The organism is Chryseobacterium sp. CH21 (genome assembly GCF_004119445.1).
Classification (GTDB): domain Bacteria; phylum Bacteroidota; class Bacteroidia; order Flavobacteriales; family Weeksellaceae; genus Chryseobacterium.
In genome coordinates this window covers 18,174-42,144 of sequence record NZ_QICI01000107.1, presented here as the reverse complement: position 1 = coordinate 42,144, position 23,971 = coordinate 18,174, and the positions used below count along the sequence as shown (strand labels likewise).

Annotated in this window: 21 protein-coding genes and 1 pseudogene; 9 read left to right on the top strand and 13 right to left on the bottom strand. The window is 36.1% G+C overall.

What is annotated here, in order from left to right; translation table 11 throughout:
- Positions 1-30 precede the first annotated feature (30 nt).
- From BOQ62_RS21935 to BOQ62_RS21905, 7 genes and pseudogenes are all read right to left on the bottom strand, one after another.
- Positions 31-1,529 (bottom strand): annotated as a pseudogene (locus tag BOQ62_RS21935) (lipopolysaccharide biosynthesis protein).
- Between the two features lie 8 nt (positions 1,530-1,537).
- Positions 1,538-2,332 carry an FkbM family methyltransferase gene (locus tag BOQ62_RS21930; protein WP_129042438.1) on the bottom strand — a complete coding sequence of 265 codons (795 nt, stop codon included), beginning with the start codon at positions 2,330-2,332 and terminating at the stop codon, positions 1,538-1,540.
- Positions 2,333-2,595: 263 nt separating this feature from the next.
- The gene (locus BOQ62_RS21925) at positions 2,596-3,261 is read right to left on the bottom strand and encodes a DUF2461 domain-containing protein (protein ID WP_129042437.1); all 666 of its coding nucleotides are present in this window, start codon (positions 3,259-3,261) and stop codon (positions 2,596-2,598) included.
- A 311-nt stretch (positions 3,262-3,572) separates the two neighbouring features.
- Complete coding sequence (locus BOQ62_RS21920) at positions 3,573-4,802, bottom strand: ABC transporter permease (RefSeq protein WP_129042436.1); 1,230 nt, start codon at positions 4,800-4,802, stop codon at positions 3,573-3,575.
- A gap of 24 nt (positions 4,803-4,826) precedes the next feature.
- Complete coding sequence (locus BOQ62_RS21915; protein WP_129042435.1) at positions 4,827-5,576, bottom strand: ABC transporter ATP-binding protein; 750 nt, start codon at positions 5,574-5,576, stop codon at positions 4,827-4,829.
- 79 nt (positions 5,577-5,655) lie between these two features.
- On the bottom strand, positions 5,656-6,921 hold the full coding sequence (locus tag BOQ62_RS21910) for an efflux RND transporter periplasmic adaptor subunit (RefSeq protein WP_129042434.1): 1,266 nt from the start codon (positions 6,919-6,921) through the stop codon (positions 5,656-5,658).
- Positions 6,922-6,924: 3 nt separating this feature from the next.
- A complete protein-coding gene (locus BOQ62_RS21905) occupies positions 6,925-8,235 on the bottom strand; it encodes a TolC family protein (RefSeq protein WP_129042433.1) in 1,311 nt (436 codons plus the stop codon).
- Positions 8,236-8,460: 225 nt separating this feature from the next.
- On the opposite strand from BOQ62_RS21905, the gene BOQ62_RS21900 reads away from it, so the two are divergent.
- The 7 genes from BOQ62_RS21900 (at position 8,461) to BOQ62_RS21870 (ending at position 15,518) form a co-directional block, all read left to right on the top strand.
- On the top strand, positions 8,461-10,161 hold the full coding sequence (locus BOQ62_RS21900; protein ID WP_129042432.1) for a DEAD/DEAH box helicase: 1,701 nt from the start codon (positions 8,461-8,463) through the stop codon (positions 10,159-10,161).
- Positions 10,162-10,313: 152 nt separating this feature from the next.
- A complete protein-coding gene (locus BOQ62_RS21895) occupies positions 10,314-10,952 on the top strand; it encodes a DUF47 domain-containing protein (protein WP_027374906.1) in 639 nt (212 codons plus the stop codon).
- A 13-nt stretch (positions 10,953-10,965) separates the two neighbouring features.
- Complete coding sequence (locus tag BOQ62_RS21890; RefSeq protein ID WP_129042431.1) at positions 10,966-12,108, top strand: inorganic phosphate transporter; 1,143 nt, start codon at positions 10,966-10,968, stop codon at positions 12,106-12,108.
- A 101-nt stretch (positions 12,109-12,209) separates the two neighbouring features.
- Entirely contained in the window at positions 12,210-13,181 is a 972-nt protein-coding gene (locus BOQ62_RS21885; RefSeq protein ID WP_034697588.1) for a polyprenyl synthetase family protein, read from the top strand.
- 73 nt (positions 13,182-13,254) lie between these two features.
- Positions 13,255-14,205, top strand: coding sequence for a GSCFA domain-containing protein (locus BOQ62_RS21880; protein ID WP_129042430.1), 951 nt, complete (start codon positions 13,255-13,257; stop codon positions 14,203-14,205).
- On the top strand, positions 14,206-14,727 hold the full coding sequence (locus BOQ62_RS21875) for a DUF4269 domain-containing protein (RefSeq protein WP_129042429.1): 522 nt from the start codon (positions 14,206-14,208) through the stop codon (positions 14,725-14,727).
- Between the two features lie 5 nt (positions 14,728-14,732).
- Positions 14,733-15,518, top strand: a complete 786-nt coding sequence (locus tag BOQ62_RS21870) for a TatD family hydrolase (RefSeq protein WP_129042428.1) — start codon at positions 14,733-14,735, stop codon at positions 15,516-15,518.
- 156 nt (positions 15,519-15,674) lie between these two features.
- Here BOQ62_RS21870 and BOQ62_RS21865 read toward each other — a convergent pair whose 3' ends face one another.
- The 4 genes from BOQ62_RS21865 to BOQ62_RS21850 all read right to left on the bottom strand — a co-directional run bounded on the left by BOQ62_RS21865 (position 15,675) and on the right by BOQ62_RS21850 (position 19,684).
- Positions 15,675-16,985: a DEAD/DEAH box helicase gene (locus BOQ62_RS21865; protein WP_129042427.1), complete on the bottom strand. Its 1,311-nt coding sequence runs from the start codon at positions 16,983-16,985 to the stop codon at positions 15,675-15,677.
- A gap of 364 nt (positions 16,986-17,349) precedes the next feature.
- Complete coding sequence (gene obgE / locus BOQ62_RS21860) at positions 17,350-18,333, bottom strand: GTPase ObgE (RefSeq protein ID WP_129042426.1); 984 nt, start codon at positions 18,331-18,333, stop codon at positions 17,350-17,352.
- A gap of 63 nt (positions 18,334-18,396) precedes the next feature.
- Positions 18,397-18,975, bottom strand: a complete 579-nt coding sequence (locus BOQ62_RS21855; RefSeq protein WP_047374143.1) for an adenylate kinase — start codon at positions 18,973-18,975, stop codon at positions 18,397-18,399.
- A 154-nt stretch (positions 18,976-19,129) separates the two neighbouring features.
- Positions 19,130-19,684 (bottom strand): phosphoribosyltransferase, encoded by a 555-nt coding sequence (locus BOQ62_RS21850; RefSeq protein WP_034697447.1) that lies wholly within the window; start codon positions 19,682-19,684, stop codon positions 19,130-19,132.
- Positions 19,685-20,082: 398 nt separating this feature from the next.
- Here BOQ62_RS21850 and BOQ62_RS24180 point away from each other — a divergent pair, with 398 nt between their 5' ends.
- Together BOQ62_RS24180 and BOQ62_RS24175 are read left to right on the top strand one after the other, a co-directional pair.
- Positions 20,083-21,009 carry an ATP-binding cassette domain-containing protein gene (locus tag BOQ62_RS24180; RefSeq protein WP_317127411.1) on the top strand — a complete coding sequence of 309 codons (927 nt, stop codon included), beginning with the start codon at positions 20,083-20,085 and terminating at the stop codon, positions 21,007-21,009.
- Between the two features lie 35 nt (positions 21,010-21,044).
- Positions 21,045-21,671: an ATP-binding cassette domain-containing protein gene (locus BOQ62_RS24175; RefSeq protein WP_317127410.1), complete on the top strand. Its 627-nt coding sequence runs from the start codon at positions 21,045-21,047 to the stop codon at positions 21,669-21,671.
- Positions 21,672-21,881: 210 nt separating this feature from the next.
- Here the strand turns inward: BOQ62_RS24175 and BOQ62_RS21840 are convergent, their stop codons facing one another.
- Complete coding sequence (locus BOQ62_RS21840) at positions 21,882-22,400, bottom strand: HEAT repeat domain-containing protein (protein ID WP_129042425.1); 519 nt, start codon at positions 22,398-22,400, stop codon at positions 21,882-21,884.
- Positions 22,401-22,482: 82 nt separating this feature from the next.
- On the bottom strand, positions 22,483-23,409 hold the full coding sequence (locus BOQ62_RS21835) for an alpha/beta fold hydrolase (protein WP_129042424.1): 927 nt from the start codon (positions 23,407-23,409) through the stop codon (positions 22,483-22,485).
- Positions 23,410-23,971 lie beyond the last annotated feature (562 nt).

The following is a 23,971-nucleotide window of genomic DNA, read 5'->3' as shown; positions in this document are numbered from 1 at the left end:
GATTATTGTCTTTTTCCGTCTTAAAAGCACTTATTTTATCTTAAATACACTCTTAATAAATTTCATGTTCAGATATTCTTCAACCGGGAAAATCTTGGTGAAGTAATTTCCGATATAGATCAGGATCAAAACAACTGCCGGTTTGTAAATAAGATTAAGCAGATTGCTGTTGAAATTCGGAAGCACAATAGCCACTGTAATCGCTAAAGTACAGATGATAGAGACAAAAATCATTTCAATGCTCAAAGGAGAAACTTTAAATACAATATAATTGAAAACAATTTTCACAACATTGTAAATGGTAAGGGAAATGGCTGTAGATAAAGCAATTCCGATCAGTTTCAGGTCGGTATTTTTAATGAAATAATAATTAAGCCCAATTGTCAATCCCGCCAGTAACAGCATGACCAGGATGTTGAACCTGTAATATTTTGAAAGCGAAATAATATTCCCGTTGAATCCTGTGGCAAGATCTATTAATACTGCGGAACCCCAGATCCATACTACCGGTTCATATTCTCTGAGCATGGTTCCATTCTTAGGCATAAATTGTGTCAGATAAGGAAATCCTACCATGATACAGGAAAATAAAACAGCTCCAAGGAAATACAGTGTTAAAGAGGTTTTCTTGTGGAATCTGTCCAGCTCTTCCATATCTCCGTCTGCCAGCGTTTTGTTGATGATGGGAGCCGAAATATTAAATAATCCAAGCTGTGGAATAGAAATCAATGAGATAAGGGCATACAGAACAGAGTAGATTCCTACCTCTTCCATTCCCATAAATTCACCGATCATAAAGCTGTTGATCGCCAGATAATTTCCGAAAGTTCCCAGAAATCCAAAGAAACTATAATTGAAAAACTCTTTCCAGAAATTGTTCTTCTTGAAATAATCGGTATTAAAATCAAGCTGAATTTTTTCCAGTTTGTTCGTATAATAAATATAGCCCAGAAGCATTAAAAAAAGATTCCAAAAAAGAAAGCAAATGCAATGTTCTGTGATGTACCAGCCGTAATATTCTGAGATAAAGCAAAGAAAAAGAGACAGAAAGCTCCCAGATTGGCTATTTTCGGAAACAGGTTATCGAAAATATTGGAAACCACAATTCTTTTATAATTGGATGTGTATTTATTGAAAATCGCACAAAAAGAAAGAATTAAAATCAGTGGTAGAATCATTTCCTTGATCTTCCATGCTTCTGAATGTCTGAACTTTGGGTAAAAATAGGGAAGTATGAAAAATACAACTGTGAAAATAAGAAAATTGATAAAAACAGTTAGTAATGATAAAGACAGCATATTCTGCTTTTTACCATCTCTTTCTACCCTGTGAAAAAACTTTACATTCGAATAGGAAATACCTAAAACGACAAAAGGAACCAGCATTTCGGCTGTTGGAAGAATGTAGCGCAGCTTTCCGTAAAATTCAAAATCATTCGGAAATATGAATATTGCGGAAACGGTGCCCAGCAAAAAACCAATATAACCGATCATGGAATATTTGAAGCCTTGTCTCGCTACTACACTCATAAGTCGTTTTAAATGTTTTTAGGTATAAAAATAATATTGTTGATGTACTGAGTTTTATTTTTTTCGTCGTTTGTATTTTGTGTTATAATATCTTCTGTAAGATTTTCCAGCGTAAAGCTGTTTCTGTTCAGATATTTGGCGTCATATCCCCAGTTGATCACTTCGGATATTTCGTTCCATATTGGCGTTTGGTGGTGTCTTTGTTCCATTTCGACCATTAAAGTCGGCTTGAATTGTCTGATGGTTTCTTTAGCTCCGGAAAGAGTTTTTATTTCGTTTCCTTCAACGTCTATTTTGATGAAATCGAGTCTGCTGAAATGTTCCAGTGCAGCCCATTCATCAAGCTTAATAACCTTCACTTGTTCTGTGTAGCTTTTCTCCTCTCCCTTCTCTTTGTAAGAAGTGTTTAAAGTACCTCGGGAAGCAATCGTTTTTCCGTTAATTATCGGTACTTTGAACTCAGCAATTCTGTTTTCGTCAGAAAGTGCCAGAGGAAAGATACGCATCGCAGGAAATAATCTCTTTAATCTTCTGTATAGCTTTTTATTAGGTTCAAAACCATAAATGTGTTCATGATCCAATGTATTTTCCAGCTGGTACAGGAAAGTTCCTACATTCGCGCCAATGTCTAGTATTACAGCATTTTTCGGAAGGTATTCTTTGATCCATACCAGCTCCGGTTCTACATTACGTTCCGAAAAATTGTTTTTATTAAGATTATTTAAAGTTTTAAAATATCTTTTTTTGTAGAAATTCGGGGTTATGTATTGTAGTTTCTCTGCAATTTTTTGGTATAAAGACATCGTAAGCTTTTTGGCGAACAGCAAAGATAAGGAAAAATGTAAAACTTTTCTTAAAAAATGTTAATTATAATGGCTTGATTTTCAGGATGAATCTTTAAAATTCGTTTTTGTAATCCACTGAATATGACTCTATTTTGAATTTGTCACAGAGACACCTGTATACCACAAGTCCCCTCTGTTAAAAAGTCAATAAATTATAATTCAGCCCAAATAACTCCGCTCATCTGTGGTTAAAAATCAGCAGGCTCTGCAAAAATAAAGGATTAAAGAAAAGGGGTATTCAGGAAATCATTGAAAGGTTTCATCAGCTTGAAAACTTTGGTCATATTTTTCACGGCATTTTTATCCAGTACTTCTTCGTCTTTCAGAGAATATACCACAATGAAGTTCTTCAGTTTCAGATATTCTCCCATAGGATCTTCTTTTTCAAAACCCTGAGGGATTTTTTTCAGTTTGTCATCCTGATCAAGCTCGGGAAAATGTTTTTTGAAATCTTTATTATTGAGAATTGTAAGAAAATCATTTCCATACAAGGAGATTTCTTTACGCACTTCTTTCAGGACAGAAGATTCAGGCATATAGATTCCTCCGGCTAGAAAGGATTTTCCCGGTTCCATATGAAGATAATAACCCCCTTTCTGATTCCCTTTGCCCATTCCTAAAGAAGCTCCGAAATTGGTTTTATAAGGAGATTTGTCTTTTGAAAAACGGGTGTCTCTGTATATTCTGAATAATGCTTTTTTACTGTCAATTTTAGCAAGTTCTTCATCAAAACCGGACATCTCTTTAATCAGTTCATCCAGAAATGAAACTACATTTTGCTGAGATTCTGTGTAAAGGTCTTTATTTTCATTAAACCATTCTCGGTTATTATTTTTATTTAATTTTTTTAAAAAATCAAATGTTTTGGAAGAAATACTTGCAGACATATTGTGTTAAGTGTTTTTTTATTGTTGAACTTGTTTAAACTTTTATTTTTGAAATAGTAAGATTATATTAAGGGGTTAAGAGTATTAAGATAAGCTTCGCTTTAAACTTAAAAATCAGAATGATTCATCTTAACTATACTTTATTTCTTAAATCCTTCTTAATGGTTTTAAATATTTAACTTTTTCATAAATCTAAACAACTACGTTATTAGGTGAAATTCAAAACGGTTTCTCAATCCCGAATTCCAAGACCTTGCATCCCGCAACCAGAAACCTCGAACCCCGAATCCCACAACTCAAATGTACAAAAACTATTCATATCTCAATGCCTCAATAGGGTCAAGCTTTGAAGCTTTCAATGCAGGATAATATCCGAAAAATACTCCGGTGACAGCACAGACAATGAAGGAGACGATAATCGAAGATTCCGTAATAAACGTAGGCCATGAAAGGAAAAAAGTAACGAGTTCCGAAGACAGAACCCCCAAAAGTACCCCAAGAATTCCTCCGGTGATACTGATCAGCACTGCTTCAATCAGAAAATGGTAAAGAATATCTTTTCCTCTGGCACCTATAGACATTCTCAGCCCGATTTCTTTGGTTCTTTCTGTCACGGATACGTACATGATGTTCATGATTCCAATTCCTCCTACGATAAGAGAAATTCCGGCAATGGCAGACAAAAGCACGGTTAAAAGTTGACTGGTAGAGCTCATGGTAGAGATAAGTTCTGCCTGAGTTCTCACGCTGAAATCATCATTGCTGCCGTCAACAGGTAGTTTGTGCTGTTTTCTCAAAATTTCCGAAACCTGATCAGTAGCCTGCTGTGAAGTATTTTCATTCGAAGAAGCGGCATAAATGGTCTGAACATAAGTAATCCCTAAAAATCTTCTCTGAACAGTGTTGAAAGGAGCAATAACTACATCATCCTGATCCTGTCCGAACGCATTGGAGCCTTTTGGAGCCAGAATTCCGATAACTTTCATAGGAACTTTATTGAACCTGATAATACTTCCTACAGCATCTTCACCATTTGGAAATAGGTTTGTATAAACCGTTTGACCTAAAAGACATACTTTATTGGACGAAGTGACATCCTTTTTGGTGAAAAGATTGCCCTCTGCAATGCTCCAGTCTCTGATATTAAAATATTCCTCATTCACACCCTGTAGTTGAGTAGGCCAGTTATTAGGTCCGTTGATAGACTGTCCATTGGTTTGTACGGCAGGGGAGACATAAGAAACATCAGGTGCTCCCTTTGAAATAGCATCTGCATCCTGAGGTCTCAGCGTTTGTAATCCTGAAGCCCCGATTCTCGCCCCTCCGGAAACATTCACATTGCTGGAAGGACGTATGGTAATCATATTAGAGCCCATGGAAGAAAGCTGATCGCTGATGCTTTTCTTTGAACCTTCTCCAATGGCGGTCATGGTAATCACTGAAGCGACACCAATAATAATACCGAGCATGGTTAAAAATGCACGAAGTTTATTTCGTAAAAGGGCTTTCCATGCAATTCTGAAGAGGTTTGAAAGGTTCATTGCAATAGATTTTAGTTTTTAAAGCTAGTTATAATCATTATTTACCGGAAGACTTTCCAGGGCTTCTTTGGCTGATTTTATATTTTCATTTTTAACATCTTTAATGACTTTTCCATCCCGGAGGGTTACTGTTCTGCTGCTGAAAGTAGCTATGTCTGGCTCATGAGTTACAAAAACAATGGTTCGTCCTTGTTTATTTAAGTCTTGCATTAAAGCCATAATCTCGTAGGATGTTCTGGTATCCAGGTTTCCTGTAGCCTCGTCTGCAAGAATCATTACAGGTTCATTTACTAAAGCTCTGGCAATAGCGACTCTCTGTTGCTGTCCTCCAGACATCTGGTTGGGAAGATGATCAATCCTGCTTTCTAGTTTTACTGCTGTCAAAGCCTGTATGGCTCTTTTGTGACGTTCTTCTGTAGATATTTTTGAGTTATAAAGAAGAGGAAGTTCCACATTCTCTTTTGCAGTAGTTCTGGGAAGGAGATTATAAGACTGAAACACAAAGCCTATTTTTTGATTCCTGAGAACAGCAAGCTCGTCACGATCAAGGTTTTTGATGTTAACTCCATCCAGAATATAATCTCCGCCAGATGGCTTATCCAGACAGCCGATAATATTCAGTAACGTAGATTTTCCGGAGCCGCTGCTTCCCATGATGGTCACAAATTCACCCCTCTCCACCGTAAATGTTACCCCTTTCAGGGCATGGACAACTTCTTCGCCCATTCTGAACTCTCTTTTCAGATCTGTAATCTCCAGAATTTTTTCTGCCATGACTTTTTGTTTTAGGGTTGCTGGTTGCTGGTTGCTGGTTTTTTGTTGATTGGAGATAAGATTAACATTCAAATTGCTTTTATCTTGGTCCACCGCCGCCACCGCTGTTTCTGTTGTTTCCACTACCTCTTCTTTGAGGCATGAATGGACTTTTAGCTTGTCCGCCGGATGATTTTTTCGACAAAACTTTATAGCCGGTAATGATGTTGTCGTTTTTATTTAATCCTGAAATAACCTGTATTTCGGTATCATTATCCATTCCTGTTTTTATTTTTTTGCGGGAAATGGTACTGTCTTTCGCAATCACCCAGACAGCTGCTTCGTTTTTGTTTTCAGTCCCTTTATTTTGTTTTTTCCATTCTCCTTTTTCATGTTTTTTACCATTGGCAAATGGAGAATTGACTTTATATTTTTTAATCACCAGACTGTCAGGTCTGAAACTCGTAGCCGCTACCGGAATTTTCATGATGTTATTTAAAACCTGAGTATAGATTGTGATATTGGCCGTCATTCCCGGCTTCAGTTTTAAGCTGGAATTATCCGCATTGATGATGGTGGTATAATTCACCACATTCGATGAAACGGTAGGATGAAGACGAACCTCTGAAACCTCACCATCAAAAGTCTCATCCGGAAAAGCATCCACGGTAAAAGTGGCTTTCTGACCTACTTTTACATTTCCGATATCGGCTTCATCCACAGAGGCGCGAACCCGCATTTTGGTAAGATCTTTGGCAATACTGAAAAGGGTAGGAGTACTGAAGCTTGAAGCCACTGTTTGTCCTTCACTTACATTTCTGTTGAGTACCGTTCCATCAATTGGAGAATAAATATTGGTAAGGGATAGGTTTTTGTTGGCTGTGGAAAGCTGAGCTGTAACCGATCCTACCTGCGCTTTTGCTGCATTGTATTGATTGGTGGCAATGTCATAATCTGCTTTGCTGATAGCCCCCACTTTGTACAATTGGGACTGTCTGTTGATATTGATTTCGTTGTAAGCAAGATTACTTTTCGCATTCTGCAGGTTAGCTTTAATCTGCTGTGACTGGTACTGAAGCAGATCCGGATCTAGAGTAGCCAGCAATTGACCTTTTTTTACGGTAGAATTGAAATCCACATAAATATTTTTAATGATTCCTGATACCTGGGTACCCACTGCAACCGTATCTACAGGCTGAATAGTTCCGGTAGCCGTAATGGAATTTGAAATTTCTCCCATTTCAGGCTTCACGGTCTCCAGTTGTATTTTTATTTCTTTTTCTCTGATGAAGAAAAACCAGACTGCACCTATTGCAATGATGCCGCCTACAACCCAGTACAACCATTTTTTATTCTTTTTTTTCATAGCTTACTTTAGATTTATAGGGTTACCTGCGTAAAATTCGTAGATCTGTTTATTGAGAACTGCTGTGTATTTTGCCTGAAGATAATTTTGTACAGACTGTATATAAAGCAATCGTTGTTGTTGAAGCTGTACATAATCAATGCTTCCGATTTTCATCTGGGCATTCACAATGTCATAACTCTGCTTACTGATATTCATTTGCTGGGAAGCAGAATCATATTGCGATAACGCATTCTGAAGGTTGATGTAAGACTGTTCTACCTGTTGATTCAGAATTGTTTTGGTATTTTGTAAATCGAGATTGGCCTGTTCAATATTGATTTTTGACTTTTCAATCTGTGTTTTATAGATTCTGTTGTTATAAATCGGAATTCCAAGACTCAATCCGATGGGCATGTAAAAATTGTTTCCCAGCTGATTAAAATAATTTCCGTTTCCGTTGGCATAATTGGTGGAAATATTTCCCACCAGACTTAAAGTAGGCTGGATCGATGCTTTAGCCATTTTAAGATTGGTGTTTGAGTTTTCTACATTCAGTTCACTGTATTTTATTTCCGGACGTTGATTTTGTGCCAGATTTTGAACATCCTGTAAAGGTTTCAGCTGGTCATCTACAATAATGCTGTCAGGTTTTACAATTTGAAAATCGTAACCAGTAGGAAGCTGAAGGATTTGTTTTAAATTTACCGTATTGGTCCGTAGGTTGTTTTGAGCGGCTATAAGGTTGTACTGATCCTGGGCAACCTGCGACTGAATCTGGAGATAATTTAATTTTGAAAGGCTTCCGGCCTTATATAGCTGATCACCTTGTTTTAATTGAGTCTGTGTCGTTTTCAGAACATTTTCAAGAGAAATGATATTTTCCTGGTTCATCAGGATATTGAGATAGGCCTGAGTGATATTCAAGGTGATATTGTTTTCAGATTCTTGTACAGACAGATCGGCCATCTGAACCAGAAGGTTTTTTGAAACTTCATTATTTTTAATGTAGTTGGCATGATAAAGCGTTATAGAGGAACTAGCTCCTATACTTTGAGATTGGGCGCCAGTCATATGAAGGCCGTCACTTCCATTAAGTGCAAAAAGTCCCTGGGAAACAGTTCCGCTTATGTTGGGGTATTTTGCATCTTTTGCCTGAAGAAGATCCTGTTGGGCAGAATTTTTTGAAAGCCGCAGAGAATTAATAGAAATATTATTTTCCTTTGCATATTCGATGCAATTTTCCAGAGTCCAGGCGGACGGATAATGGGATGTTTGGGCAAATATTTTAATTACTATGCATGAGAATATCAAAAAGAAAAATTTGCTTTTCATGGCTTTATTTTTGAAAATTCATAAATATCACAGAAAAAATCAATCCAATTTAATAAAAAAAATAATGTTTAACAACTATTTAACCTAAAGCTTGTTTTTTGGATTTAATTTTCCAAAAATTAAAAATATATTAAAGGATTGTGAATTTAAGTTTGGATATTTAAAAATTTATTCAAAAACAAATCAAATATTTGTTGTATCTTTGCAAAAATTTTAAAATAGTTAATGAATTTATTTACGGAAACCAATTTAAGTCCTGATATCCTTAAGGCAATTGGCGAACTGGGTTACGAAAGCCCAACAGAAATCCAAAAACAGACTATCCCTTTTATTCTTTCAGATATTCGCGACTTGATCGCACTTGCGCAGACAGGGACAGGCAAAACAGCAGCGTTTTCGCTTCCGATTTTGGATATGATTGACGATACGAGTCGCAAAATCCAATTATTGGTGCTTTGTCCGACACGGGAATTATGTCTTCAGATTTCGAAGGACATAAAGAATTACTCTAAGTATATGAAAGACATCAAAACTACTGCGGTTTATGGTGGAAGTAGTATCGTAGAGCAGATGAGATCTTTGAAGGATAAGCCACAGATTATTGTGGGAACTCCAGGTAGAGTAATTGATCTTATCAACAGAAAAGCATTAGATTTTTCTGCTATTCATTGGTTAGTATTAGACGAGGCTGATGAAATGCTTTCTATGGGATTCAAAGATGAATTGGAAACCATTCTAAGCGAAACTCCGGAAACAAAACAAACTTTCTTATTCTCTGCAACGATGAATAAAGAAGTGGAAAGAATTTCCAAAAATTATCTTACAAAACCACACCGTATTTCAGTAGGTTCTATCAACGAAGTGAAGAAGAACATTACTCACGAATACTATGTAGTAGGATACCGTCAGAAAAAAGAAGCATTAAAAAGATTAATTGATGCTAACCCTAACCAGTATTCCATCATCTTCTGCAGAACGAGAATGGAAACTCAGGAAGTAGCTGATTTCTTAATGCAGAACGGGTATGCAGCTGATGCTCTTCATGGTGATCTTTCTCAGGCGCAGAGAGATACGGTAATGAAGAAATTCAGACTGAAAAACATTGATATTCTTGTAGCGACAGACGTTGCAGCAAGAGGATTGGATGTAAACTCTCTGACTCACGTTATTCACTTCTCTTTACCAGATGATCCTGAAGTATTCGTTCACAGAAGCGGAAGAACAGGTAGAGCTGGGAAAGACGGTATTTCTATGGCTTTAATAAAGCCTGAAGAAAGCAGAAAACTAAAGCAGATCAAATCTGCAACGAAAATTGAAATTAACGAAAGATTTATTCCTACAGGTGATGATATTATCAAAGCTCAGGTAGGAGGTGTATTCGAAAAATTATTGACGGAGCACGAGGATCTTTTCGAATTTGATGATAGCCTGATCCCGGATCTAAGCAACTTTACAAAAGAAGAATTGGTGCACCAGTTGCTACAGTTCCAGCTGAAAGATCTTGCTTTATATTACAAAGATAAGCATGACCTTGCAGAGCAGAAGTTAAGCAGCAGAGACGATGACTACTCAAGAAGAGACCGTGGACGTGATAGAGATAGAGACAGAGGTCGTGACAGAGATAGAGGAGATCGTGGAAGAGACAGAGATCGTGGTGGAAAACCAAGAAGAAAAGACGAAAACATGGTAAGATTCTTCTTCAATCTTGGGAAAAAAGACCAATTGAAGAAGCTTGATGTTTTAGATATTATCAATAAAGCTACTGCTGGTGGAAAAACCAAAAAAAGAGCTGAAATTGGTGACATCGAAATCCTTGAGAAATTCTCTTTCTTCGAAGTTGAAAAATCGTTTAAAGACAATGTCTTGAGCAATATTCAATCGATGAAATTCAAAGGAAAAGATATGAGAGCTGAAGTAGCAAACTAATTCTCATAAATTACTATACAAAACCGGCCTTAAAGCCGGTTTTTTTATTTGATAATCAGTAGTTAAGCGAATGTTAACAAAACTTAATGTCATATAGTTTCACGTGCGATCCTTTTTTAAGAAATTTGCACACGAATTATAAATACTAAAAAATGGGAATTGGTAATATTTTCCACGCTTTTCAACCAAAGGATAAAATCTTCTTCGTACTTTTCGAAAAAGTAACTGAAAATCTAGTTGCAATGTCAGAAGAATTCAACACAGGAATCAAAGATTTCGATCTTAATGACGATTCAATGTTGAAGAAAATGAGCGACTTCGAACACAAGAACGATGAACTTACTCACGAAATTTTCGTAGAATTAGGGAAAAACTTCATTACACCTTTTGACCGTGAGGATATCCACACATTGGCAACAGGACTGGATGATATCGCTGATTATATCTACGCTTCCACAAAATATATTTTCCTGTACAAATCACCAGAGATGAAGGCTTATTCAGACTTCTCTTTATTGATCCACAAAGCATGTCTTGAAATTCAGAATGCGATGAAAAACCTTAAAGGGTTCAAAAATATGGAACAGGTGAAAGAAGCTTGTATTAAGGTGAACTCTATTGAGAACATTGCTGACGATTTGCTTTCCAACTCAATGGTAGAATTATTTGAAACCAATGATGCGATCAACATTATTAAAGTTTCATCTGTATTGAACTACCTTGAAATTGTAACGGACAAAGCAGAAGACGTTGCCAATACAATTGAGAACATCATGATTAAATACGCCTAATACATAGCAAAAAATGGAATTTCCGATTTTACTTGTAGTTATTATTGCGTTGGCCCTGATCTTCGATTATATCAATGGTTTCCATGATGCAGCCAACTCAATTGCAACTATAGTTTCTACAAAAGTTTTAACTCCATTCCAGGCTGTACTTTGGGCGGCGCTTTGGAACTTTGCGGCTTTCTTTATTGCTGCTTACATTATTGGAGAATTCAAAATTGGTAATACAATTGCCAAAACAGTTAATGAGAATTTTATCACGCTTGAAGTTATATTTTCCGGCCTTATAGCTGCTATTGCCTGGAACCTTTTGACATGGTGGTTCGGGATCCCTTCATCATCGTCACATACATTGATTGGAGGTTTCTTAGGAGCTGCTCTTATGCATGCTTTCATGATGGATTATCATGATGTAGCTGCTGCACAGCCAGAGCTTGGGATGTGGGAAACCATTAAAGAAGCTTTCGGCCAGGTAACACATCAGGGGGTTGTAAAGTTTGATAAAGTAATTCCTATTTTCCTGTTCATTTTCATGGCACCGATCATAGGGATGATTATCTCGATCATCATTACACTGATTATTGTACACCTTTATAAAAAATCAAACCCTCACAAAGCAGATAAATCTTTCAAAAGATTACAGCTGGCTTCATCAGCCCTATTCAGCTTGGGACATGGTTTGAATGATGCTCAGAAAGTAATGGGGATCATTGGGGCAGCAGTAATTTATTATCACGTTAATATGCTTCAGGATGCACAATATCTGAATATTCCTTCAGCAGAACGTTTTGATTATTTTGCACAGCACTATATCTGGGTTCCTTTGGTTTCGTTTATTGCTATTGCCTTAGGGACAATGAGTGGTGGTTGGAAGATCATCAAAACAATGGGTACCAAGATTACGAAAGTAACTTCACTAGAAGGAGTGAGTGCAGAAACTGCAGGAGCTATTACGTTATTCATCACAGACCACTTTGGTATTCCGGTATCTACTACACACACGATTACAGGTTCTATTATCGGGGTAGGATTAACGAAAAGAATTTCCGCAGTAAGATGGGGGATTACGGTAAGCTTACTTTGGGCTTGGGTTCTAACCATTCCAATCTCTGCAATAGTAGCAGCAATTACCTATCTTGTGGTAACCTTCCTTTTCTAAAAAACAAATCATATATTTATATAAACTTTGTCCAAACGGACAAAGTTTTTTGTTTTATAAAGCCTTGAAAAATCGTATTTTTGTTCAAATTATAAGATTTTATGGAATTTTTAGACAGATACCAGCAGATTGTTGCAGATGCCATCACTAAATATACTTTTAAAGATAAACCTTCGGAGCTCTATGATCCGATGAATTATATTATTTCCCATGGTGGAAAACGTCTTCGTCCCATTATGGTGCTAATGGCATGTGATATGTTCGGAGGAGATCTGAAACAGGCAATCAAACCAGCATTGGCTATCGAGTTTTTCCATAACTTCACGCTGATCCATGATGATATTATGGATGAAGCTCCACTAAGACGAAACAAGCCTACCATTCATACTTTGCATGGTCTTAACGTAGGAATTCTTTCTGGAGATGGACTGATGCTGAAAGCCTATAAATTCTTTGAGGATCTTGAACCTGAAATTTTCAAAGCCTGTATCAGAATATTTACCCATACTGGACTTCTGCTTTGTGAAGGACAGCAATATGATATCAATTTTGAAACTCAAAAGGACGTTACTTTTGATGATTATATCAGAATGATTACTTATAAAACCGGAGTTTTAAGTGCTTCTTCATTTGAAATCGGAGCTTTAATTGCAAGAGCTGATTTTAAAGATGCTAAAGCTATTTTCAACTTCGGAAAACATATCGGAATTGCATTTCAGATCATGGATGATTATCTTGATGTATTCGGAGATCAGGCACAGTTTGGGAAAAAACATGCCGGAGATATTTACGAAAACAAAAAAACCGTTCTGTATCTGTTAGCAAGAGAACATGCTACCGATGAAGAAAGAAAAGAACTGGATTACTGGTATTCTAAAAAGACTGAAAATGTTGATAAAGTATATGGAGTAGAAAAGATTTTCAGAAGAACAAAAGTGGATGAAAAAGCATTACGCCTGATTGAAAAACATAATGAAATCGGACAGAGCTATCTTCAGAAAATAGATGTTCCGGAAGAAAAGAAAAAACCTTTTATCGAACTGGCCAATTATTTGTTGAGAAGAGAAAGCTAATATAGGTAGCAGAGGGTAGGTGGCAGGTAGCAATTTACCTGCAACCTATTTCCTGCAACCTAATCCTTATATAATGAAATTCAGAACAGAAGTTGACATTCCCGCATCAGAAAAGAAGATTGAAATTGAAGATAGAATATTTTCAATAGGTTCATGTTTTGCTTCTGAGATGACGGATTTATTGCAAGACGGACAACTTCAGACCCTCAATAATCCTTTTGGGACTATTTTTAATCCTTTTTCTATCAATAATGCAGTCAATAGATTGCATGATTCTGCATTTTATGAAGAAGAGGAACTGATTACTTATAACGAAGAATATATTTCTTTGGATCACCACACCAGTTTTGATACCCGTTATATTCATCAGACCTTAGATAAGATTAATGGAGCTATTGAAGCTGGAAATGCCTTTCTTCAGGAAGCTGATTGGATCATTATCACCTACGGATCTTCATTTATCTATGAATTTCTTCCCAAGAAAAAACTGGTAGCCAACTGTCACAAAATTCCGCAAAAGTTTTTTGAAAAAAGACTGCTTTCCCATCAGGAGCTTACCAGTTCAATTTACCAGACGATTCTTGACCTTAAAGATATTTGTAAAGAAGGAATACAAATCCTGTTTACCGTTTCACCTGTAAGACATACAAAAGACGGAATGGTAGAAAATCAGTTAAGCAAATCCAAACTGATCACAGCGATTCATGAATCTATTTCCATGTTTGAAGACTGTCATTATCTGCCTGTCTATGAGATATTGATGGATGATCTTCGGGATTATCGTTTTTACAAAGAAGATATGATTCATCCCAGTACGCAGGCGGTCAATTATATTTTTGAAAAATTCGGAAAATCTTATTTTTCAGAAGAAACTCAGGATTTTATCAAAGAAAATTTTAAAATTATCAGAGCTCTGGAACATAAAACGAGTGATAAGAAAGATCCGAAATTTATAGAATTCAGAGAAAAGCTGGATCAAAGAATTGAAATGCAGCGTAAAAAGGTAAAACATAAAATATTTTAAATGATCGATTTTACCAGAATAGATTATCTGCAAAACGGAAATGATAGGCAGAAAAAAGCCTACGAAATCCTTACAAAATACCAGGTTTTGGAGAAAATGAAGGATTATTCTCCCATTTTAGCAGGAACAGTTCCTATAGAAATTGACATCAAAGGAAGCGATCTGGATATTATTTTCGAAGTAGATTTAAAATATAAGCAGGACTTTCTGGATGATTTACTATTTAGTCAGCTTATTTCTCATGATGCAGAAGTGGAATATCCTATTGTAAACGGGGAGAAATGTATTACCTTAAATTTTATGCTTGAAGGTTTTCCCATCGAGATTTTCGGACAGAATAAACCTACGACACAGCAGAATGCATACCTTCATATGGTTGCCGAATACAAAATATTACAGGAAAAAGGAGAAAAATTTAAACAAAAGATAATAGAACTTAAAAAACAGGGAATAAAAACAGAACCCGCTTTCGGAATGTTGCTGGGACTTGAAAACCCTTACGAAGATCTATTGAAATTTTAAATAAAATGATTGATACACATACACATCTATACGCAGAAGAATTTGATGAAGACAGAAAAGAAACTGTTCAGAGAGCTTTAGATAAAGGGATTACAGAATTCTATCTTCCTGCCATCGACTCAGAATCTCATGAAAAAATGCTGCAGCTGGAAACAGAGTACCCGGGACAGATTTTTTCAATGATGGGATTACATCCTTGTTATGTAAAACCAGAATCGTGGGAAAAAGAACTTGAAATTGTAAAAAATTATCTTGATCAAAGACACTTTCCAGCAATAGGAGAGATCGGAATTGACTTGTATTGGGATAAAACGACACTGGATATTCAGATGAAAGCTTTTGAACAGCAGATTGACTGGGCGATAGAAAAAGATCTGCCCATCGTGATTCATACAAGAGAAAGCTTTGATGAAACATTCGAGGTGTTAGAAAGAAAAAAACATCCAAAACTGAGAGGAATCTTCCATTGTTTTTCAGGAAATCTGGAACAGGCACAGCATGCTATTGATCTTAATTTCATTTTAGGAATCGGTGGAGTAGTAACCTTTAAAAATGGGAAAATAGATCAGTTCCTGAACGAAATTCCTTTGGACAAAATTGTTCTGGAAACAGATTCACCTTATCTGGCTCCGGTTCCCCACAGAGGAAAAAGAAATGAAAGCTCTTATCTGGATCTGGTTGCCGGTAAGCTGGTGAATATCTATGGAAAAGATTTCTCCGAAATAGACCGCATTACTACAGAGAATGCAAAGAATCTTTTTTTAAGTAAAGCGGATGGATGTAGGAAGTGAGAAGCAGGAGGTACTGTTAGTCTTATAATTTCTGGCAGTTATTGTTATAACCTCAATAACTTCCCTCTTCCAACTCCCAGCTTCCAAACTCTATTAAAACTTTAATTTTAAGATAAATAAAAACCCCTTTCCAAATTTTGAAAAGGGGTTTGTTTTTTATTTCTTTCTTGTGAAATTTTTGTTCTTAGGTTTTTTAAATCCTGTCGAAGCTCCTGCAGCAGGTTTTTTACGGTTGTTGTTATTCGGCCTTGAATTATTGCCGTTACCTGCTGTTTTGGGTTTTCCACCACCTGCAGCTACAGGTTTGTTGTTAGAATCTCTTTTTTGGGCAACAAGATCATCAGTATGGAACGGATGGTCTTTGATTACCGGAATTTTCTTTCCGATCAGTTTTTCAGTATTCTTCAGGTTCAGAAGATCTAGTCCGTCTACAAAAGAAATAGATGTTCCTTCTGCTCCTGCTCTTCCTGTTCTTCCGATTCTGTGTACATACGTTTCAGAAACATCGGAAAGCTCAAAATTGATCACGAATTTCAATTCGTCAATATCAATTCCTCTTGCCGCAATATCAGTGGCTACAAGAACTCTTGTTTTCCCGGATTTAAAGTTATTCAAAGCATTTTGTCTCGCATTCTGAGATTTATTACCATGAATAGCTTCTGCAGAAATGCTGTCTTTCTGAAGTTTTCTGGCGATTTTATCAGCACCGTGCTTTGTTCTTGCAAAAACTAAAACAGAATCTGCAATATCATTCTGAAGAATGTGAGAAAGCAAATTCAGTTTGTTGTCTTTTTCTACAAAATAAACAGATTGTTTAATGGTATCTGCGGTAGAAGATACAGGTGTTACTTCCACTTTCACAGGATTATTTAGGATAGAATTAGCCAGCTTCTGAATTTCTCCGGGCATTGTTGCTGAAAAGAATAAAGTCTGTCTTCTCTGAGGTAAAAGTTTAATGATTCTTTTTACATCATGTACAAAGCCCATATCCAGCATTCTGTCTGCCTCATCAAGAACAAAAATCTCAAGGTTTTTCAGGCTGATGATTCCCTGGGCAATAAAGTCCAGAAGTCTTCCCGGTGTTGCTACCAGAATATCAACGCCTTTTCTCAAAGCAGCCTCCTGGTTTCCTTGTTTTACCCCTCCAAAAATAACAAGTTGTTTTAATGGAAGATATTTACCGTACGCATTAATGTTTTCCTCAATCTGAATAGCCAGTTCTCTGGTTGGAGTAAGGATTAATGCTTTTATATGTTTATTGGGAATTTTATTTTTGGATAAATTCTGTAGAATAGGGATGGAAAAAGCAGCGGTCTTTCCTGTTCCTGTCTGCGCACAACCTAAAAAATCTCTGCCTTCTAAGATATCAGGAATAGATCTTTCCTGAATGGGAGTAGGAGTCGTGTATCCCTGCTCCTGGATTGCTTTTGCAATAGGTTCTATTAAGTTTAAGTCTGTAAAATTCAAATGAATTATTTTAAAATTTAAATAAAAATTCCTTCAGTCTGAAAGAATTACATTCTGCAAAGGTAGTCTAAAAAAAATTAAGAATTTGATTCCTCTTTTTAATGCTTATTTATTATAAAAAATGACCACCCGGATAGGAGCAGCCATCTTTTATTTTAAAAACTTATTTAAATTAAAAGCTAATTACAAGCTACTTTACTTTAGTCCATTCCTGGTTCTCTTTACTTCTTCAATTCTTCTTAATGGTTTAAATATTATCTAGAAAAATAGGGTTATTTTTATAAAAAAAGCCTCAGATTTTCTCTGAAGCTGTTTTTATGATGCAGTTCTATTTTCAAAATAAAACTGATGAATCAATGTGTTTCTATCCGTGCAATTGTTTCCAGATTGCGTCTTTCAGTTCCATAAGGCCTTCTCCGGTAACACCTGAGAAGAACAATGGTTGTTTGTTTTCCGGAAATTCTGCTGAAATTTCCTTTTTCAGTTCATCATCCAAAAGATCAGATTTTGAAACGGAAATAATGAAATCTTTATCCAGAAGTTCGGGATTGTATTCTTTTAATTCATTCTCAAGAATTTTAAATTCCTGGAAATGATTTTCAGAATCAGCCGGAATTAAAAATAAAAGAATAGAGTTTCTTTCAATATGTCTCAGGAATCTGTGTCCTAAGCCTTTTCCTTCTGCGGCTCCTTCAATAATTCCCGGAATATCAGCCATTACAAAAGATTTGTAATTCCTGTAATCTACAATTCCAAGGTTAGGAGTCAAAGTGGTAAAAGCGTAATTGGCAATTTTTGGTTTTGCTGCAGAAACAGAAGCTAAAAGTGTAGATTTTCCAGCATTCGGAAATCCAACAAGTCCTACATCCGCCAAAATTTTAAGTTCGAAGACCACATAGCCTTCTTCACCATCCATTCCGGGTTGAGCATATCTTGGCGTCTGGTTGGTAGAGGATTTGAAATGTTCGTTTCCTTTTCCACCTTTTCCACCCTGCATCAAAATGATTTCCTGCTTGTCTTCAAGGATTTCTCCGATAATTTCACCATCTTCATTTTTAGCGATAGTCCCAATAGGAACATCGATATAAATATCAGAACCGTCAGCTCCGGTCAGCTGGTTTTTTGCTCCGTTTTCACCTCGTTCTGCTTTTATGTGACGGGTATATCGAAGGGGAAGTAAAGTCCATTCATTAGCATTTCCTCTCATAATGACGTGTCCGCCACGACCTCCGTCACCTCCGTCAGGACCTCCTTTAGGAATATACTTTTCACGGCGAAGGTGGGCAGAACCAGCACCTCCGTGTCCGCTTTTACAATGGATTTTTACGTAATCTACAAAGTTAGACATATAGTTTGTGTTGCGAGTTGCAGGCTACGGGACGAAATTTCGTATCCCGCACCCGTATCCCGATTATTTAATTTTCTCTACCTCAGCGAAAAGTTTTTGGGAAATCTCATCAATTTCTCCAACACCGTTTACCTCTACATATTTACCCTGCTGCTTATAAAGCTCGGCAACTTCTGCTGTTTTGGTATAATATTCTTTAATTCTGTTTTCGATGATCTCTACATTGCTGTCGTCTGATCTTCCGCTGGTTTCTCCTCTTTTCAGAAGTCTTTCAACCAAAATTTTGTCCTCTACTACCAATGAAAGACAGATGTCAATATCGTCATTCAATACTTCTTTAACGATTGTTTCCAAAGCTTCTGTCTGAGCAGTTGTTCTTGGATATCCGTCAAAAATAAAACCATTGGTATCAGTAGGTTTTTTGATCTCGTCGATCAGCATATCTGTTGTTACCTGATCCGGAACCAATTCTCCCTTATCGATGTATGACTTAGCCAGTTTTCCAAGTTCAGTGTCGTTTTTCATATTGTATCTGAAAAGATCACCTGTTGAAACCTGTTTTAAATTGAATTTCTCGATTAGATTCTGAGCTTGTGTTCCTTTTCCACTTCCTGGAGGGCCGAACAGAACAATGTTTATCATAATGTTGATACGCTTCCAGCAATGGGCATTTTTGCTTCTGGCTCGTGGCTTTTGGCGGCTTGCTTTTTTGCTTTCAGCTTTTTTAAGTTATTATTAAATTTATTTCTTTATATAATTTTTAAGCTAAAAGCTATCAGCTAATAGCCAACAGCATTTAATGGTTGATTTGTCCGTCTTCCAACTGATATAAATTCGGTAGGTTTCTTCCTAACTCATCATAATCCAGTCCGTATCCAAGTACAAACTTGTTGGGGATTTCTTTTCCGATATAATCCAGTTTGAAATCTTTCTTGTAAATCTCAGGTTTCAATAAGAAACTAGCCAGTTTTATAGATTTAGGACGTTGTGTTTCTTTGAAATATTTGAAAAGACTTTCAACCGTATTTCCTGTATCTACGATATCTTCTACAAGAATAATATGACGGTCTTTCACTTCTTTAGTAAGCTCCATTTTCTGATAAACAATCCCTGTAGATTCTGTTCCTACATAAGAACTCATTTGAATGAAGGCAATTTCGCATTCCCCCGGGTAATATTTTAAAAGATCTGAGAAGAACATCACCACTCCATTTAATACTCCAATGAAAACAGGAACTTCATCCTTGTAATCTTCATAAATTCTTAACGCTGTCTCTTTTACAATTTCCTGAATTTCGGCATCCTTTAAATAAGGAACGAAAGTTTTGTCGTGAACTTTAATGCTTTCCATAAAATTTTTAGTAGTTGGCAAAGTTACGGATTTTTGATTAAAATACTTTCCTGTTTTTATCAGTTTGAAAGTTTATGGGTTTTGTAGTGGTAGAATTGAATAGCATGATGAAGTCTGTTTAAATAATAATAAGGAGAAGCTTTTTATCCAGATAGAATGATATAGCCTCAAAATAGCATTCTGGAAATGATTAAAAATAAACAGGTGTTTGAAATGGAGCAGAAGAAAAAGGATGATAAATGTCTTGATCATTGATGAAAAATGAATATTCCGAAAAATGAGTATCTTTGTTCCTTCAAAACCCAACAATACGGACATGTAGGATATCATTTCTTTCAGATTCAATAAAACGGTAACAAAGATGTTGCTGGTGTTCAACCATTATTAAGAAAGAAATCATGATTTTACTGCAAAATATGTCTTTTGGGTTTCCGGGAGGAAATCTTCTATTCAATCATATCAATTTAACAATACAGTCTCATACAAAATCTGCTCTGGTAGGGAGTAACGGTATGGGGAAATCAACCCTATTGAAAATAATTGCGGGCGAAATGCAGCCTCTCAACGGCAATATTACGATTCAGGGTGATATTTTTTATGTGCCTCAGATGTTCGGGAATTTTAATCACCTTACCATTGCTGAGTGTCTGAAAATTGACCAGAAATTACATGCCCTCCAAAAAATTATCAGTGGAGAGGTGGATGAAATGTATTTTGAAATACTCAATGACGACTGGGATATTGAAGAACGATGTCAGCATGCATTGGTACATTGGGGACTCGACAGTTTTGAATTGACTCAAAAACTGGAAGGCTTAAGTGGAGGGCAAAAGACCAAAGTTTTTCTTGCCGGAATTCAGATTAACCAGCCTGATATAATCATATTGGATGAGCCGACCAATCATCTGGATAAGGAAGGAAGAAAACTCTTGTATGATCTTATTGACAAAACAGATGCAACAGTTGTTATTGTAAGCCACGACCGTACTTTCCTCAATCTTGTGGAATCCATATTTGAATTAAGCAATCAGGGAATTGCAACCTATGGTGGAAACTATGATTTTTATGCAGAACAGAAAGAAGTGGAGGAGGAAGCTTTGCAGAATGATATTCACTCCAAAGAGCGGGCTCTGAAAAAAGCAAAAGAAAAAGAACGGGAAACATTGGAACGAAAGCAAAAGCTGGATGCAAGAGGTAAAGGGAAGCAGGAAAAATCCGGAGTAGCCAGAATTATGATGAATACCCTTCGGAATAATGCTGAAAAAACAGTTCAAAACTTAAAGGGGTACATGCTGAGAAAATCAGTGGAATTTCAGGTGATCTGAGAGACTTGCGCTCCTCTTTAAAGAATTCCGATCAGATGAAAGTCAATTTTAATGATTCCAGTCTGCATTCTGGGAAAATTCTTGTCACTGCTGAGAATATTAATTTTAATTATGGAAGGCAAAACCTCTGGAAAGCAAACCTCAGTCTTGAGTTAAGAAGCGGAGATCGAATCTCCATTAAGGGTTCAAACGGTTCCGGTAAAACGACATTGATAAAGCTTCTGCTGGGAAAAATTGAACCTTCAGAAGGAAAAATCAATAGGGCAGTATTCAACAGTATTTATATTGATCAGGAATATTCTCTGATTGATAATGACTTAACGATTTATGACTTTGTACAGACTTTTAATGACAGTTCAATGCAGGAATCCGAAGTGAAAACATTATTATCAAGATTTTTATTTTGGAAAGACACCTGGGACAAGAAATGTGGTATGCTGAGTGGCGGAGAGCGTTTACGGTTACTTCTTTGCGGACTTTCCATCAGCAATAAAGCTCCGGATATGATCATTCTCGATGAACCAACCAATAATCTTGATCTTCAGAATGTAGAAATTCTCACCAATTCTATCAAAGATTATCATGGAACCTTGCTGGTGATTTCCCATGATGAAGTTTTTCTTGAAGAGATTGGAGTGAATAGTGAAGTTTTGTTGGATTAAGAACTATATTCATCCTTTGTCATTCCGCAGGAATCTAAATATGACGAGGTTTCCGCGGGATGTTAATTGCTTATTTTCTGCTAATGTATAATGTTGGAAATATTCAATAGGGGCGGGCTTTAGACCGTCTAATCCAAATAAACAAAATTCCTTATCATAAAAAACCTGGAAATTGATTTCCAGGTTTTTATTTTCTATGAATTAAAAAGATTATTTCTTCGTTTTCTTAATCGCATCCAGATAAATCTTTTTAATACTGTTTTTCTCTTCCTTTTTACTGATACTTTCAAGAGCAGGAAGAAGAGTTGTATTATGACTGGTTTTCAATTTCAGAATTTCACCTAATGCAAATGCTGCACTCCACCGTACTACAGTTCCTTCATGCTCCGTATTGCTTAGCAGATTGGTGATGACTTGATCCAGATTTTCAGGAAATAAATGGGCGGTGTTGCCTACTACTTTGGCGCTTTCCCATTTTATTCTGGGTGCTTTTTCAGTAAGCGTTTGGGTAACAAATGAAAATACGGTTTCATCAGCCAGATTGGGATTCTGCTTTGTAGCATATTCCAAGGCTTCAATGCAGGTTGCTTTTACAGGATCTTTTGATTTTTCAGCGAAAGCAATCAGTTCATCGGTCGGTAAAGAAGCATTAATAATCCATTTGCTTATGATGTCTACTTTTTCCTTTGATTTTACAGCCTTATCTTTTATAAGTTCTTCTATGGTCACGGTGATTGATTTTATTTTTTCAGTGTCCTAAAATAGGAATTCCTTTGATTAGTTGATAAAATATGTACAGTCAGCGAACTTTTTAATATTCTAAAATCCAATTATAAATTCCATTCAAAACCTCTTCTCTTATTTCTTCATTCAAAATCTCATGGCGCATTTCCGGATAGATTTTTACGTCTACATGCTGGAAACCGTCAGCTTTTAAATGATTTACTGTATGCATGACACCTTTTCCAAAATCACCAATCGGATCATTCTGCCCGCTTATAAATAAAAAAGGAAATGATTGGGAAATAGAGGAAGCCCAGTTTCTTGCAGTGGCTTTTTTATAAATCGTGAATAAAGTATAAAAAGCATTATGAGTAAAAGGAATTCCGCAAAGTTCATCCTGCTCAAAAGCCTTTCTATTTTTTGTATTGATACTCAGCCAGCTGGTATCACTGAAATCTTTATCCTTTTTAAAATGCTTGTTATTGACACTCGTAAAAACAGAATTCAAGAAAGTACGATGATGAGGTGCTATGGCATTGGTTGCTGATAAATAAGCTCTGAGTAAATCTATCCCGGGTAAAGGTCCGCCCGTCCCTGTAATGATAGCTCCGGAAAATTTAGTGCTTGCTTTTTGAAGAAGACAGCGGGTAATAAAAGATCCCATAGAATGTCCCAAAATAAAATGGGGAACATCCGGGTATTGTTCTGCAAGATAATCTGCCATCATTTCTGTATCAGCAACAAGCCTTTCATCTGGTTTTTCTAGCTGGAAGAAACCAATGCCTTTTTTCTCTTTTACAGATTTTCCGTGTCCCAAATGATCATACGTCAATACGGCAATCCCATGACTGGCAAAATATTCTGCAATCTCTGCATATCTTCCGCTGTGCTCCTGCATACCGTGAACAATGAGTAGCGTGGCTTTTGCTGTTTCCGGAGGAAAGATGGTGTAGAAAAGTTGTGAGTTGCTGTCTATTTTTGACGGAAGGTACGCTGAGGTTGGAGATATGGACATTTTATTGTTGTAATAAAAAAGAAATTCAATATTTATATAGAAAGTTATAAAGTTATAATTTTTTTATTTTAAAATCTTTTATGTCATCAAAATTCGATACCAAAGTTTCTTTTGTTTTACTATTGTATATAAAGATAAAATTTTTTGTTTTTCCTAAATAGATTTGTGTCTTGTTTGTTTTAAATTCTTTATTATCAGATATAAAAGAAATTTGATAATTAATTTTACCTCTTTCTATTTTGGAAACTTCTGAAAATGCATTTAACATTGAAAATATTAACATAAGAGATATGGTAATTGTAAAAAAATAGTTTTTTGAATAAGCTATATCTCTATCTAAATAGATTAGGAGAAATGCAAAAAAATTGCAGTATAAGTTTCAATATTATCTATTTTTATATCTAAAGGAATATTTTTTAAACAAATTCCTATTATAATTAAAACAAGTATAGGCAAGGAGAGTTTTGTTAAATACTTTGTTAGAGTAAATGTGAAAACAGTTGGATTAAATTTTTGTCTAAAATATATCCGTATGTAGATAAAAGGAAAATAGAATATAAAA